The organism is Micromonospora sp. WMMC415 (assembly GCF_009707425.1).
Taxonomy (GTDB): domain Bacteria; phylum Actinomycetota; class Actinomycetes; order Mycobacteriales; family Micromonosporaceae; genus Micromonospora.
In genome coordinates this window covers 941378-955709 of the sequence record NZ_CP046104.1, presented here as the reverse complement: position 1 = coordinate 955709, position 14332 = coordinate 941378, and the positions used below count along the sequence as shown (strand labels likewise).

Here is a 14332-nt window from a genome sequence, read left to right as displayed (position 1 = left end):
TAACGCGGGAGGCACTGACGTGAGGGGTCGTTCTAGGCTCCGTACCGGACCTGGACGGTTAGGACGACCTTGGTACGGGGGTGGCCACGCCATGCCGACGACCGTCGGTGGACGTGTGGACCGCCTCGCCCCAGTCCGTCGCGTTACGCGTGGGATCGATCGCAGGACAGTCGTACGGACCGGCATCGTGGCCGCCGTCGCCTACGCCGCATGGCTTGCCATCGGCGCGTTCGGGCGGCCGTACAACTTCTTCGACATGAAGATCTACCACGGCGCGGTGGTGTGGTGGGCGAGCGGCCACGAGCTGTACGGGTTCATCTCGCCCGGCACGACCCTCGGGTTCACGTACCCGCCGTTCGCGGGGCTCGTCATGCTTCCGATGGCACACCTTCCGGTGGAACTGGCCGGTCTGGTCAACGCCGCGGCGAGCATCGCCGCGCTGGCCGTGGTCCTGGCCGGGCTGCTGCGCCCGATCGTCGACCGGCTGGGCTGGCCGCTGTGGTACACGGTGGCGATCGCCACGCCGTGCGCCGTGGCCCTCGAACCGGCCCGTGAGACCCTCGGCTACGGCCAGGTCAACCTGCTCCTCTTCGCGCTGGTCATGGCCGACCTGATCGGTCTGCGCTGGCGCGCCCGCCGGGGCACGCACGTCGCCCCCACGGACGGCCTGCTGCTGCGCTTCGTCTACAGCGGCGCCTGGGCCGGCGTCGGCATCGGCCTCGCCACCGCGGTGAAGCTGACCCCGGCCCTCTTCATCGGCTACCTGATGATCACGCGCCAGTGGCGCGCGGCGACGACGGCCGTCGCCACGGTGGCGGCCGTGACGGTGGGCTCGTTCGCCGTCGTCGGTCCGGAGTCGCGGGCCTACTTCGGCGGGGTGCTCTGGCAGACCGAGCGGGTCGGCGCCGCCGACATGACGCCCAACCAGTCGCTGGCCGGCCTGCTCGCCCGGCTGTACGACTCGATCGAGACGCCGGGCCTGCTCTGGTTCGCGTTCGCGATCCTGATGCTGGCCCTCGGCCTGTCCCGGGCGGTCAACGCGCGCGCGGACGGCGACGAGCTGACGGCGTTCACGCTGGTCGGGCTCACCACCAACGTGATCAGCCCGATCTCCTGGACGCACCACCTGGTCTGGGTGATCCCGGCGGTCATCGTGCTGGCCGACGCCGCGCTCCGCCGCCGCGACGCGAGCCGGGGTCTCGCCGCCCGGGCCGGGCTGGGCGGGCTACCCGGGGTGAACGGCCTCCGCTCCCCGATCTGGTACCCGACGTTGACCGGGTTCCGGCACGGAGTCGCCGCCGTGGTCCTCTACCTGCTCTTCCTGGTCTCGCCGATCTGGCCGTACGAACACCAACTCCCCGAGGTCTCCCACTACCAGGACGGTCTCTTCGGCGCCCTGATGGAGAACTCGCTGGCGTTGGCGCTGATCGTGCTGGTGGCCGCGCTGCCGTGGCGGCCCGGCGCGGAGCCGGCCTTCTACGGCGATCGGGCCGGCCGCCCCGGCGCGGTGACCAACCGCCGCTGACGGCCGCGCCTATTGCGCGTCACCGGTCGCCCGGGACGGGAGGCGCGGTTCGGGCACACCGTGCCGGGACGAGCAGGCCGGTCGGCCGTCAGGGGCAGTTCACCCACTCCTCGGTGCCGTCGGCGAACACCTGCCGCTTCCAGATCGGCAGGCGCGCCTTCACCTCGTCGACGAGACGGGCGCAGGCGGCGAACGCGGCGGCCCGGTGTGCCGTGCTGACCGCCGCCACCAGCGCCACGTCACCGATCTCCAGCGGGCCGATCCGGTGCGACACCGCCACCGCGTACACGTCGGGGTCGGCGGCGACCTCGGCGGCGACCTCCCGCAGCACCCGCTCGGCACTGGGGTGACCCTCGTACTCGAGGCTGGTCACGGCGCGCCCGTGGTCGTGGTCGCGGACCACGCCCTGGAACGACACGACCGCACCGGCCCGGCGGTCGGCGACCGCCGCCTCGTGCGCGGCGAGATCGAGCGGGCGTTCGGTCACCTCGCCGAACGCGGCGGTGGGCGCGGTCACCACGCACGCTCCCCGGGCAGCAGCGGCAGTGGCACGACGGGTACCCGGTCTCCCGGCTCCCCGGACGTCCCCGGACGGATCACTGCGAACCCGTCGGCACCGGCCAGCCCCCGCAACATCGCCGACCCGACGTGCCGGACCGGGTGGGCGGTGCCGGCGGTGCGGTCCAGCCGCACCAGCGCGAGGTGGGTGTAGCCGCCCCGACCCGGGATCGGCTCGGCGAGCGTCGCGGACGGCAGCGCCGGCATCGGACGGCCGGCGAGGCCGGCGAGCAGCGGGGCGACCAGCGACACCAGCGCGACGATCGCGGACTGCGGGTTGCCGGGCAGCCCGGCGACGAACCGCACCCGACCGTCGGCGCCGACGAGCCGGGCCACCAGCATCGGGAAACCGGGACGCACCGCGACGGTGTTGACGACGTAGTCGGCGCCCAGCGCCTCCAGCGCGGGGTGCAGGTGGTCGACCGGGCCGTGCATCGTGCCACCCGTGGTGCAGACCAGGTCGGCGTTGGCCAGCGCGCCCCGCAGCGCGCCCACGTGTGCCGGCAGTGTGTCCGCGACCGGCCCCACCACGTCGGAGGGGCGCACGACGCAGCCGTAGCGGCGCAGCCACGCCGGCACCGACGGCCCCAGCGCATCCCGGACCCGGCCGGCCCCGGGGGGACCCACCGTCAGCAGCTCGTCACCGAAGACCAGCAGCGCCGCGCGGGGCTGCCGGCGGACCCGCAGGGTGTCGTGCCCGCAGGAGGCGGCCAGACCGATCACCGCCGGGTCCGCGGGGGTGCCGGCGGGGAGGAGCTCCTCCCCGTCGTACGCCTCCTCGCCGGGCTCGCGCCACTCCGGCGCCGGCCGCGGGGTGCCGGCCACCCGCCCGTCCGGCGTACGGCTCGACTCCTCGACCCGCAGCACGGCCGTGGTGCCCTCCGGGACCATCGCCCCGGTCGCGATCTCGACGGTTGTCCCGTCCTCGGCCAGCGGCGCCGGGGTGCTGCCGGCCAGGACCCGCCCGACCACCCGCCACGGGCCGGCACCGCGCACCGCCCAGCCGTCCACGCTGGAGGTGGGGAACGCCGGCAGCGCCGTGCGGGTGGTCAGCGGCTCGGCCAGGGTGTGCCCGTCGATCTCGGCGAGCGGCCGGCTGACCGTGGGCAGCGCGGCGGCCAGGCCCACGGCGTACACCCGGGAGCGCGCCTCCTCCCAGCTCGCCGGTGGGGGCGCGGCGACCCGGTCGGCGGCCGATGCGGTATCCGTGCTCACCGGACGAGCGTATCGGGGCGTGCCCGCCACCGCCGGTCCAGTGGGTCGAGCGCCCACCCAGCGGTCGCCGGGAGACGATGCGGCGGTCACGGCCGGCCGGGGAGCCGGTGGCCAGGTCAGTGGTCGCCGCCGCGGATCTGGTCGACGGCGTGGGCGAGGATCGGGCCGAGCACGGCGAGCCCGTCGCGGGCGCCGCCGGTCGAGCCCGGCAGGTTGACCACCAGCATGCGGCCCAGCACGCCCGCCACCCCCCGCGACAGCACCGCGGTGGGCACCCGGTCCCGGCTGTACGCGCGGATCGCCTCCGCGATGCCCGGGATCTCGTGGTCGAGCAGGGCCCGGGTCACCTCGGGAGTGCGGTCCGACGGGTTGATGCCGGTGCCGCCGCTGGTCACGACGACGTCCACCCCGTCGGCGGCGGCGGCGCGCAGCGCCGCACCGACCGGATCGCCGTCCGGCACCACGACCGGCTCGTCCACCTGGCAGCCCAGTTCGCGGAGGCCGGCGGCGAGCAGGGGGCCGCTGGTGTCCGCGTACACCCCGGCGGAGGCGCGGTTGGAGGCCACGACCACCCGGGCCCGGATCACGGCCGGTCCTCCGGGCGGACCCACTCGCCGGTCTTGCCGCCCTCCTTGCGGAGCACGCGCACGGCGTCCACGGAGGCCGCCGGGTCGACCGCCTTCACCATGTCCACCAGGGCCAGGCCGGCGACCGCGACGGCGGTGAGCGCCTCCATCTCGACGCCGGTACGGTCCGCCGTGCGGGCCGTCGCGGTGATCTCGACCGTGTCCTCGGTGAGGGTCAGGTCGACGGTGACGCCGTGCAGGGCGATGGGGTGGCAGAGCGGAATCAGGTCGGGGGTGCGCTTCGCGCCCATGATGCCGGCCAGCCGGCCGACGGCGAGCGCGTCGCCCTTCGGCAGCCCGTCCCGGCGCAGCAGGTCGACGACCTCGGTCGTGGTGCGGAGCCGGCCGGCGGCGACGGCGAGCCGCCCGGTGACCGGCTTGGCGGAGACGTCGACCATGCGGGCCGCGCCGGCGGCGTCGACGTGGGTGAGCTGCCCGGAATCCGTCACGCCGGCGAGCCTATCGGCTGGGGACGACCAGTCCCGCCGGTGTGTCCGGTGCGTGTGCCGCAGGGACGCCCGGCCGTGGAGGCCGGGGCCGGGCGTCGCCCGGTCGACCCGCCGTCGAGGTCGCTGGGGGATGACCCCGACGGCGGGCGCTCCGGCGATCCAGGTTCTGCCAACAGTCAGAACCTCCCCCGTCGCCGACCCGACAGAGGCTAGCGGTGCCCGCGATAAGAAATCGATAAGCCCTGTATCAGCAGGTCAGCGGGTTGCGCCGGCTCGGGAGCTCGGCTAGACGGCGTTCGACCTCGAACCGCTCCGGCACGCCCATCCGCCGGAAGATCGCCAAGGCCCGCTCCCAATACCGGCGCGCCTCGGCCGCGTCCTCCGCCAGGGCCTGCTCGGCGAGACCCGCCAACGCGCGCCCCTGCTCGTACGGGTGCGCGATGCGGGTCGCGATGCGGAGCGCCGCTCGGTGCAGGTCCACGGGCCGCTCCGTCCGCCCTGCCTGGGCCAGGGTCAACGCCAGGTCGTTGAGAACCGCGGCCTCCACGTGCCGTTCGCCGGAGTCCACAGCCAGCTTGGCGGCGAGTTCGTGCTGCTCGACCGCCTCATCGAGATGTCCCAGGTGTCGCAGCGCTACTCCGATGTCGTTGCGCACCTCTGGCTCCGCGTACCGGTGGCCGGTCCGGTCGCGCAAGGCCAACGCGGCGGACATCAGCCGGATCCCCTCGACATGCCGACCCATCCTGCTCTTGACCGAACCGATGTGGCCGAGGGCGTTGAGGATGTGGAAGTAGTTCCTGTTCTGTCGAGCGTGAAAGAGGTGGGTGCGATGCATCCGCAGCGCCTCGTCGTAGCGGCCCAGAGCCGTCAGCGCGAGGCCGATGTTCGGCAGGAAGCTCGGGACCTCGTCGCTTTCGAGGTAGCGGCGGGTACGTAGGCCGCGGTAGCCCACCTCGACGGCCTCGGCCAGGTCCCCGCGTATCCAGTACACGGCGACCATGTTTGCTCGGTAGCGGTCGATGCTCGGGCGATCGCCGAGCTCCTCGGCGATCTCCACCGCGGCGGCGAGGTGCTCGAGACAGGACCCGTACTCGGACATCCGTAAATGGGCGGAGGCCAGGTAGTTGTGCATCATCGCCGTCGCCCGCTTGTCGCCGAGTACCCGGGCGGCCGCCAGACCGTGGGCGTGCGTGGTGATGATGTCGTCGAAATAGGCGCGGATGTAGAGGAACCGCCACAGGACCCGGGCCAGGCGCCAGGTCTGCCCGTAAAGGCCGCGTCGGCGGGCCGTCGCGACGAGCGACACGAGGTTGCTGCGCTCCGCCTCCAGCCATTCCGTGGTGGGGGCGTCCGGCACCTGTACGAGGTCGGGCCTACGCGGTGTGTCCAGGGCAACCTGACGCCGGAGAAACTTGGGCTCCACGGTCAATGCCGCACGGAGTGTTGTGTGCAGCACGAAATCGAGCAGATCCGACAGTGCGCGGTCACGTTCCTGGCCCGTGTCGTCGCGTTGCGACAGCTCCTGGGAATACTGGCGGATGAGGTCGTGCATCCGGTACCGCCGGGCTGCGATCTCCTCCACCAGGTGGAGGTCGACCAGTTCGTCCAGCGCGAGTTCCGTGATGTCGGCGGGCAGGCCGGCCAGCGCTGCTGCCATCGGCAGGCTCAGGTCGCCGCCCGGATGCTGACTGAGTAGCCGGAACAAACGTTTCGCGGACGGCTCCAGAAGCTCGTACGACGTGGCGAACGCCCCGGCGACCGACCGGTCCTTCGCCGCCAGGTGCCCGAGTCGACCGGCGCTGTCCTGCAGAAGCTGCGCCAGGTGCGACACCCGCCACGCCGGACGGTTTGCGAGCCGGGACCCCGCGAGCCGGATGGCCAGCGGGAGGTGCCCACACTGGCGGACGACGGTTGCCGCAGCCTCGGCCTGCCCCGCCATTCGTGCCGCGCCGGCGGTCGCTTCGAGGAGGGCCAGTCCTTCCTCGGTGCTCAGTACTGGCAGTGAGTGCGGGGGGCCGGCGTCTAGGCCGAAGAGTCGGCGACGAGACGTGACGATCACCAGGGTTCCGGGAGTCACCGGCAGGAGAGGTGCGACCTGGTCGGCGCTGGCGGCGTTGTCGAGGACCACGATGCTGCGCCGGCCGGCGAGCTCACGACGCCAGAGCTCGACACGCAGGTCCCGGTCGGACGGTATTCGACCGGCTGGCACGCCGAGCTGCCGAAGGAGGACCCCCATTGCGGCGGTGGCGTCGATCGCACCCGAACCTTCGTGTCCCCGCAGGTCGATGAAGAGGGCGGCGTCCGGGTAGCGCGGTGCGAGCAGCCGGGCCGCATGCACGGCGGTCGTGGTCTTCCCGCTGCCGGCCATACCGTCGATGACATGCACCGGGGACATCTGCTTCTCGATTCGGCTGGTCTCGGCCAGCAGCCGATTGACCGTCTCGCCGCGCCCGATGAACTGCGGCACGGGCCGCGGCAGCCAGTTGGGCGACGCGTCCACCCGCTCTCCGCTCACCCCACCGACCGGGTTCACCGGGCCTGGTACACCGATGGCCGGTGGAACCCGTCGGCCAGCTGCGGGCGGGTCGCGAAGAAGTTCGCGCACCCGCTGGAGTTCCGCGCCGGGCACGACACCCAGCTGCTCCTCGAGCACGGTCCGGGCGGCCTCGTACGCGTCGAGCGCCGCCGCCCGATCACCGCGAAGGTGCAGCGCCCGGACGAGCAGCGCGTGGGTCGATTCGCGTAGCGGATCACGCACCAGGACCTCGCGCAACGCGGGCACGGCCTGCTCGTGTCGCTGCAACTCGATCCACAGCTGCGCGAGAAGTTCCGTGGCGCGCAGCCGCTGCTCCTCCGCAGCAGCCACGCGCGCGGAGAGAATCGGTCCGAGGGGAACTCCGGCGAGCATCCGGCTCCGCCATCGGCGGACCGCCCGGGCCAGGAGGTTCGCGGCGGACTCCCGGTCGTGCCGGCCGATCAGGGCCTGGGCCTCCTCGCATTCGGCAGTGAACCGAATGAGATCCAGCTCGCACCGCCCGAGGTGCAAGCGGTACGCATCCCCCTTCCGGACGATGAGCGCACCGGCGGAGTCGAGTCCCTGGAGGGTTCGGCGGAGGTTGGCGGCATAGGTGCGAACGTTCGGTACGGCGGATCGGGGTGGCTGCGCACCCCACACCTCATCGACCAGTTCGTCAATCGTCACCAGATGTTCGGGTGCGGTTACCAGCATCGCCAGGACCGTCTGTTGCTTCGGTGTTCCGAGGTGGACGTCGCCCGACGAGACTCGCACCGACAGCCCGCCGAGAACGTGAATCTCCAAGAGCCTCAACTCCGCGTGCCGACATTCATGACGTCATGTTCCGAAGTTTAGTTACCGCGAAAACATGATTGAAATGTCCTGCTTGGTAGTGATTGCCGCACCGATTGGCAGCACCGCCCGACCGCTAACACCTCAGTCCGAACCATTGATGAAAAGGCGAGGCGAGGCCGTCACACTGCTAACGAGGCCTTACCGGATCTCCCCTGTGGCACTCATAGGGCACCCCCACATCTTGAGCATCGGGTTAGCGGGCAGGGACGGATCGTAGCGATCTGTCATCGTATTGGCTTATTTTGCATATAAAGACATTTATCGGCCGAAAGGTGGCGCTAAGCCGCTTAAGCTGACCTCCGCACAGCAATCACTACCGCTGGGGGTCGAAATGAACTCGCACGAATGGGGCTGAGCCACCTACTTCATGTGGCGGAATCACAGTAGTCTTGCGGAGCGTAAGCCCTCTCAGTGTCGACGCGAGGACGTTGGGTGGCTCCACAAGCTCGACGGACCGGGACCGATCGGCGGCTACGGCTGCTAGTCGGTCTCGTCGTCGTGCTTGCGAGCGCAGCCGCGCTGGTCTCGGTAGCCTCCCTCGTCCGCAACCCGGTACGGGACACAGCGGTCGTCGGCGCGGCACTGACATTCCTCGTGGCGCTCGGGTTCACCGTCAAGGTCCGCATACGGATCCGCGCGACACAGCACTACATCGCCTGGACCGAGACAGCGATCATGATCGGCCTCGCTCTCGCTCCGACCTCGCTCGTCGTGGTGGCGACGGGGATCGGCGTCGCGGTCGGCACGGCCCTGACCCGGATCCCACCCTTCAAGGCGCTGTTCGGGGTCGGAAAGAACATGGTCGTGGCGGCTGCAGCCGGCGCGGTCCTGCACGGCACCGCCAGTTACCTCGGTGGCGACGGCCTGTACTCCGTGATCGCGCCCCTGGCCATCGCCTACCTGGCAGCCGTGGTGATCGACGAGCTGATCACGCTGCCAGTTATCGCCATGGCCACCGGCACATCACTCGGCTCGCTCTTCCGCCAGGACTGGGACCTCCGTCTGACCGATGCCTTGGCACGGCTCCTGGTCGTCGTGGGCACGGTCCTGACGCTCCGGATGGACAACCGCCTCCTGCTCGCCGTGCCGCCGCTGGTCCTCAGCCTGCACCTGCTCTACTCCAATCGGGTCAAGGCTCGCACCGAGCAGCAGGCGTGGCAGCGACTCGCCCGCACCACCGACGCGCTCAACGTCGTCAACCTCGACCAGGTCCTCACCACCGCCGTCACCCAGGCCACCGAGCTGTTCAGCGCCGACGAGGTCGAGATCGAGCTGCGCGAGGGCGACCGCACGGTACGCGGCGCGGCCGGCACGATCACCTACGACGGGCCGGCCGCCGAGCCGACGACGGTCGACGGCACGGTGCTGACCACCCCGCTGGAGGGCCACGACCGGGCCACCGGCGTCGGGCTGCTGCGGCTCCGGTTCCGCGGGCCGGTGCAGCTCTCCGAACGCGAGCAGTACACGCTGCGCACCTTCGCGTCCGCGCTGTGCACGGCGGTGCGCAACGCGCAGGCGTACGCCGAGCTGGCCCGGGTCGCCGACGAGCACGCGTACGCGGCCACGCACGACGCGCTGACCGGGCTGGCGAACCGCCGGCACCTGCTCGACCAGGGCACCGAGCACCTCAGCGGCCGGCACGCCGAAGGGGTGACCGCCCTCGTCCTGATCGACCTGAACCACTTCAAGGAGGTCAACGACACCCTCGGGCACGCCGCCGGGGACCAGGTGCTCGTGCAGGTCGCCGAACGCCTGAGCGGTGCCGCCCAGCCCACCGACCTGGTGGCGAGGCTGGGCGGCGACGAGTTCGCCGTACTCCTGCGCGGGCTGCCGGCCCCGGCGGTGGCCGCGCACCGCGCCGAGGCCCTGCTCACCACGTTGCACGAGCCGTTCGACCTCGACGGCATGCGGATCAGCGTCGAGGCGAGCGGCGGCATCGCCGCCGCTCCCGCCACCGGCGGCATGGCCGAGCTGCTGCGCCGCGCGGACGTCGCGATGTACCAGGCGAAACGGGCCGGCCAGCGCATCTCCACGTACGCCCCGAACCGGGACACCGCCGACGTCGCCCGGCTCACCCTCGGCGGGGACCTGCCGCGCGCCGTGGCGGACCAGGAGTTCACCGTCAACTTCCAGCCGATCGTCGACCTCGGCACCGGCGCGGTGACCGGCGCGGAGGCGCTGGCCCGGTGGCACCACCCGACCCACGGCATGATCGACCCGCTGCGTTTCCTCGAGGCCGTGGAGCGCTCCGGCCTGCTGCCCGCGTTCGCCGAGGCGATCCTCGACCAGGCGCTCGTCGCCGCGGGCACCTGGCGGGACGCCGGGTTCGACGTGCCGGTCGCGGTCAACGTGTCACCCCGCAGCCTCCTCGACGCCCGCTTCCCCGGCTCGGTGCTGGCCCGCCTACGCGCCCACGACCTGCCCCCCGACCGCCTGGTTCTGGAACTCACCGAGACGCTCACCCTCAGCCAGCTCGACGTCGTCGACCGGGTGCTCAGCCGGCTCCGCGACGAAGGCGTCCGGCTGGCCCTCGACGACTTCGGCACCGGGTACTCGTCCCTCTCGCTGCTCTCCCGCATCCCGGTGCACGAGCTGAAGATCGACCGCAGCTTCGTCACCGAGATGGAGAGCTCCGTCGAAGCCGCCGCCGTCATCCGCTCCACTCTGGATCTGGGGCGCAGCCTCGACCTCACCGTGGTCGCCGAGGGCGTGGAGAACGAACCGCAGCGCCGCGCCCTGTGGGAGCTGGGCTGCACGGGTGGCCAGGGCCACCTCTTCGCCCGGCCGATGCCCGCCGGCACGCTGCTGGCCGCCCTGCGGCGCGGCTCCGGCGGCCGCCCCGGCCTGCTGGCGCCGCCGCTCCACGACGCCGGTGCGGTCGTACGCCTGCCCGCCAGTCGCCGATCCACGGCCCGCGGCCGCAACCAGCCGGCCTGACCCACCGGCCGCCGGGTCTGCCAGACTGGCCCGCGTGACCGTCGCCGCCCCGACCGTCCGCCGCCGCGGCTGGCGCGTCCTCGACACCGCCAGCGGCGGCCTCGCCCTCGACCTGACCCTGTACGCCGCTTCGGCGGCGTTCGCCGCGGTCACCGCACTGACCTCCACGCTGCTCCCGCACCGGGCCTGGGGCGCGGTCGCCGCCGCCGGGTACCTGCTCGCCAGCCTCGCCGTCACCGCTCAGCTCCTGATCCGCCGCCGCCACCCCGCCTCGCCGCTGACCGGCCTCTCCGCCCGCTGGGCGGTCACCGCGTTCGCCTGGGCCACCACCGCCCTGCTCCCGGCGATCCTGCAGAGCACCGAACGGGCCGGTGGACGTACCGACCGGGCACAGGAGGAGGTGATCGTCGTCGAGGAATCCGGGCACCGCCTGGTCGACACCGGCACCCCCTACCTCGGGCACGACGCGATCGCCGCACTACCCCCCGGTGAACAGCTGCTCGGCTACACCCCGTACCAGCCGGGCATGGCCCTCTTCGGCCTGCCACGGGCCGCCGTCGACGCCACCTGGACCGACGCCCGGGTGTGGTTCGCGCTCGCCACCGCCGCGGCGCTCGCGCTCGCCGTGCGTACCCTCCGGCGGAGCGGCGTCCCCGGCGCGCCGGGCGGACGGGACGCGGCGCTGCTGCGTGCCGTCCAGGCCGCCACCGTGCTGCCCGTCTGCGCGCTCACCCTCGCCACCGGCGGTGACGACCTTCCCGTCCTCGCGCTCTGCCTGCTCGCGCTCGCGTTCGCCGCCGCCGGCCGGCCGGGTCGAGCCGGCGTGGCCGTCGGCCTGGCCGGCGCGCTCAAACTCTTCGCGTGGCCCGTCGCCCTGGTCCTGATCATCTGGGGAACGACCCGGCGCGCCGGGGGGCGGGTGGCCGCCGGCGCCGTCGGCCTGCCGGTCGCCGCGCTCCTGCCCGTGCTGCTCGTCGACCGCGACGCGCTGGTGGAGAACGTGCTCCGCTTCCCACTCGGCCACGGTCTGGTCACGAGCCCCGCCCAGTCACCCTTCCCCGGCCACCTCGTCGCCACCGCACTGCCGGCCGGCCGCGCGTTCGCCGTCGTGCTCCTGCTCGCCGCCGGGCTGGCGATCGCCGTCCGGCTCACCCGCCGCCCGCCCCGCACCGCCGCCGACGCGGCGCTCGTCTGCGGGTACGGGCTGCTCGCCGCGATCCTGCTCATGCCCTCCACCCGGTTCGGGTACCTGCTCTACCCGCTGGCCTTCCTGGTCTGGGCGCCCGCGCTGGCCCGCCCGGCGGGTTCGGTGGGATCGGCCAACCACCGGGCGGAGGACGCCGACACGGCGTACACCTGAGGAATGACCACCTACCGAGACCGGGCCGAGGCGGGTCGGATGCTCGCCGACCGGCTCACCGCCCTCGTCGGCGACCCGGGCGTCATCGTCCTCGGCCTGGTACGCGGCGGCGTACCCGTGGCCGAGGTGATCGCCCAGCGGCTCGGCGCCCCCCTCGATGTCCTCGTCGTCCGCAAGCTCGGCATGCCCTGGGCCCGGGAGGTCGCCTTCGGCGCCCTCGGACCCGGCGGTGTGCAGGTGCTCAACGACGTGGTCGCGAGCCGGCTCGGCCCCGAGGACATCGCCGAGGTCCGCCAGCGCGAGCAGGCCGAGCTGGAGCGGCGCGAACGCCTCTACCGCTCCGGCCGTCCACCGCTGGACCTCACCGACCGCACCGCCGTGATCGTCGACGACGGCCTCGCCACCGGGGCCACCGCCCGCGCCGCCGTCCAGGTCGCCCGTCACCTCGGCGCCCGCCGGGTCATCGTGGCCGTTCCGGTCGGCTCGCAGGAGGCGTACGAGATGCTCTCCGCCGAGGCCGACCAGGTCGTCTGCCCGCAGCATCCACCGGAGTTCATGGCGGTCAGCGCCTACTACGACGACTTCCACGAGGTCCCCGACGACGAGGTCATCGACGCGCTGAAGGCGACCGCGTAAGCAGACCAGGTACGGTCGGGTGATGAGCCTCACCTGTCCCAAGTGTCACGGAGAAATGCGCCAGTACGAGCGCAGCGGCGTCGTCATCGACCAGTGCGGCGAGTGCCGGGGAATCTTCCTCGACCGCGGTGAGCTGGAGAAGCTGTTCGAGGCGGAGGCGAACTGGAACCGCCAGCACGCCGCGCCCGCCCCGGCCCAGCCCGCCCACCAGCAGGGCGGCTACCCGCCGCCACCCCCGCCGCCGCCCGCCCCGGCTCCCCACCAGCCCGGCTACGGCGCGGTGCCGCCACCGCCCGCGCCCGCCCACGGCTACCCGCCGGCCCCCGCGTACGGGCACGGGCAGCAGCACCACGGCTACCACGGCCACTACCGGCGGAAGAAGCACAAGAGCTTCCTCGACGAGATGTTCGGCTGAGCCGGACGAAGGGCTTCACACGGGTGTGAGGACGGGGAACAGCCCTTCCTCGCACCCGTGCGCTGCCGCGCGGCCCGTGCGACGCTGCGTCCCATGACGTCCCACCGGCAGCAGCACGACGCGCTGGCGCAGGCGTACGACGGGATCACCCGGATCGTCGTCGACCTCGACGACGCCGACCTGCAACGGCCGACCCGCTGCCGGGGATGGCTCGTCGCCGACCTGCTGCTGCACCTCGTCGGCGACGCCCAACGCGCCCTCGTCGCGCTCGCCAGCCCCGCTGACGGCCCGCCCGACGTGGACGACGTCAGCTACTGACGCTCGTTTCCTCCCGGCGACGACGGCGAAGGCGTACGGCACGCCTGGTGGGTCCGCCGCTCCGCCGCCGCCTTCGAACGGCCCAGCGGCATCGTCCGGCTGTGGACGGACACGGCGCCCGCCGCCGTCCGCGCCGCCGGAGCCGCCGACTCCGCCGGGCACGTCGCCACCCAGGGCCACGTGCTGCGGGTTCCCGACCTGCTGGCCACACTCACCACCGAGGCGGTCGTCCATCACCTGGACCTCGTGCTGGACCTGCCCGACGCACCGGGACCCGGCGTGGGCGCGTTGCGGGTCGCGGTGGCGACCATGGACGGCATCGCAGCGAGGTGGAGCCACGCGAGCTAGCAGCCATGAGAACCCGTTGGGCGGTCGCGGCCTTACGCGGGAGAGCAACAGTGGCATTGGCGTACAGCAGCTCGATGATTCTCGCCGCCGGACCACACGTCGTCCCTACGGTGTGTATCGACTTGTGTGGTCGTACCGAGGGACCGCCGATGCCTTGAGTACGCAGGAAGCCGAGGAACGCCTCAAGGACACGGCACTGTCCCACCAGCCGGAATTGAGGCATAGTGGCGGCTGTCGCCCCCGGTCTGCGGTAGATGCCGATTGAGCCGTCCCCGTCGACCACACCTCGCCAGAAGTCGCGCGATGCCACCAGCTGATCGTCGATAGGCCCTCGATACCGGCCCAGAGTGACGAGCCGATCCGCCAACCGTTCGGAGCGGAACGAGAACTGGCACGAGTGATGGGTCGGGTTCGGCGCCGAGATGGCGCTCGTCGAACCGAGAAAGGCGCGGAGTTCGGCAAGGTGGGATCGGTCCCGCTCCGCGAGACCCACTGAGATCTGGGGGATGTGTTTCGGACGGTAGCTGATCGACCCGTCGGCGAACAGGAAGCCGATCCAGTAGCAGGCGTCGGAC

The 14332-nt window shown here is 72.5% G+C and carries 12 protein-coding genes; 7 read left to right on the top strand and 5 right to left on the bottom strand.

Going from position 1 to position 14332, the window contains the following annotated elements; translation table 11 throughout:
* The first annotated feature begins 91 nt into the window (after nucleotides 1-91).
* The gene (locus GKC29_RS04640) at nucleotides 92-1525 is read left to right on the top strand and encodes a glycosyltransferase 87 family protein (RefSeq protein ID WP_155329644.1); all 1434 of its coding nucleotides are present in this window, start codon (nucleotides 92-94) and stop codon (nucleotides 1523-1525) included.
* Nucleotides 1526-1613: 88 nt separating this feature from the next.
* On the opposite strand, the gene GKC29_RS04635 is transcribed toward GKC29_RS04640, so the two are convergent.
* The 5 genes from GKC29_RS04635 to GKC29_RS04615 form a co-directional block, all read right to left on the bottom strand.
* Nucleotides 1614-2042, bottom strand: coding sequence for a molybdenum cofactor biosynthesis protein MoaE (locus GKC29_RS04635; RefSeq protein WP_155329643.1), 429 nt, complete (start codon nucleotides 2040-2042; stop codon nucleotides 1614-1616).
* Complete coding sequence (locus tag GKC29_RS04630; protein WP_155329642.1) at nucleotides 2039-3298, bottom strand: molybdopterin molybdotransferase MoeA; 1260 nt, start codon at nucleotides 3296-3298, stop codon at nucleotides 2039-2041. Before GKC29_RS04630 ends, GKC29_RS04635 begins: the two co-directional genes overlap by 4 nt.
* Before the next feature lie 116 nt (nucleotides 3299-3414).
* A complete protein-coding gene (locus GKC29_RS04625; RefSeq protein WP_155329641.1) occupies nucleotides 3415-3885 on the bottom strand; it encodes a molybdenum cofactor biosynthesis protein B in 471 nt (156 codons plus the stop codon).
* Nucleotides 3882-4373, bottom strand: a complete 492-nt coding sequence (gene moaC / locus GKC29_RS04620) for a cyclic pyranopterin monophosphate synthase MoaC (RefSeq protein ID WP_155329640.1) — start codon at nucleotides 4371-4373, stop codon at nucleotides 3882-3884. Before moaC ends, GKC29_RS04625 begins: the two co-directional genes overlap by 4 nt.
* A 247-nt stretch (nucleotides 4374-4620) precedes the next feature.
* Complete coding sequence (locus GKC29_RS04615) at nucleotides 4621-7692, bottom strand: BTAD domain-containing putative transcriptional regulator (RefSeq protein WP_155329639.1); 3072 nt, start codon at nucleotides 7690-7692, stop codon at nucleotides 4621-4623.
* 549 nt (nucleotides 7693-8241) lie between these two features.
* On the opposite strand from GKC29_RS04615, the gene GKC29_RS04610 reads away from it, so the two are divergent.
* The 6 genes from GKC29_RS04610 to GKC29_RS29820 all read left to right on the top strand — a co-directional run bounded on the left by GKC29_RS04610 (nucleotide 8242) and on the right by GKC29_RS29820 (nucleotide 13757).
* Nucleotides 8242-10680 (top strand): putative bifunctional diguanylate cyclase/phosphodiesterase, encoded by a 2439-nt coding sequence (locus tag GKC29_RS04610; protein ID WP_370463311.1) that lies wholly within the window; start codon nucleotides 8242-8244, stop codon nucleotides 10678-10680.
* A 34-nt stretch (nucleotides 10681-10714) separates the two neighbouring features.
* Nucleotides 10715-12040, top strand: a complete 1326-nt coding sequence (locus GKC29_RS04605; protein WP_155329638.1) for a glycosyltransferase 87 family protein — start codon at nucleotides 10715-10717, stop codon at nucleotides 12038-12040.
* Nucleotides 12041-12043: 3 nt separating this feature from the next.
* Nucleotides 12044-12676: a phosphoribosyltransferase gene (locus GKC29_RS04600; protein WP_155329637.1), complete on the top strand. Its 633-nt coding sequence runs from the start codon at nucleotides 12044-12046 to the stop codon at nucleotides 12674-12676.
* Nucleotides 12677-12695: 19 nt separating this feature from the next.
* Nucleotides 12696-13091 (top strand): zf-TFIIB domain-containing protein, encoded by a 396-nt coding sequence (locus GKC29_RS04595; RefSeq protein ID WP_155329636.1) that lies wholly within the window; start codon nucleotides 12696-12698, stop codon nucleotides 13089-13091.
* A gap of 93 nt (nucleotides 13092-13184) precedes the next feature.
* A complete protein-coding gene (locus GKC29_RS29825) occupies nucleotides 13185-13409 on the top strand; it encodes a maleylpyruvate isomerase N-terminal domain-containing protein (RefSeq protein WP_230688918.1) in 225 nt (74 codons plus the stop codon).
* Nucleotides 13410-13589: 180 nt separating this feature from the next.
* Nucleotides 13590-13757, top strand: a complete 168-nt coding sequence (locus tag GKC29_RS29820) for a hypothetical protein (RefSeq protein ID WP_230688917.1) — start codon at nucleotides 13590-13592, stop codon at nucleotides 13755-13757.
* Nucleotides 13758-14332: the final 575 nt, after the last annotated feature.

Bases quoted from the DNA above. Each gene is read 5' to 3' on its own strand.
- GKC29_RS04640 (WP_155329644.1), top strand. From the start codon at position 92: ATGCCGACGACCGTCGGTGGACGTGTGGACCGCCTCGCCCCAGTCCGT.
- GKC29_RS04600 (WP_155329637.1), top strand. From the start codon at position 12,044: ATGACCACCTACCGAGACCGGGCCGAGGCGGGTCGGATGCTCGCCGAC.
- GKC29_RS29825 (WP_230688918.1), top strand. From the start codon at position 13,185: ATGACGTCCCACCGGCAGCAGCACGACGCGCTGGCGCAGGCGTACGAC.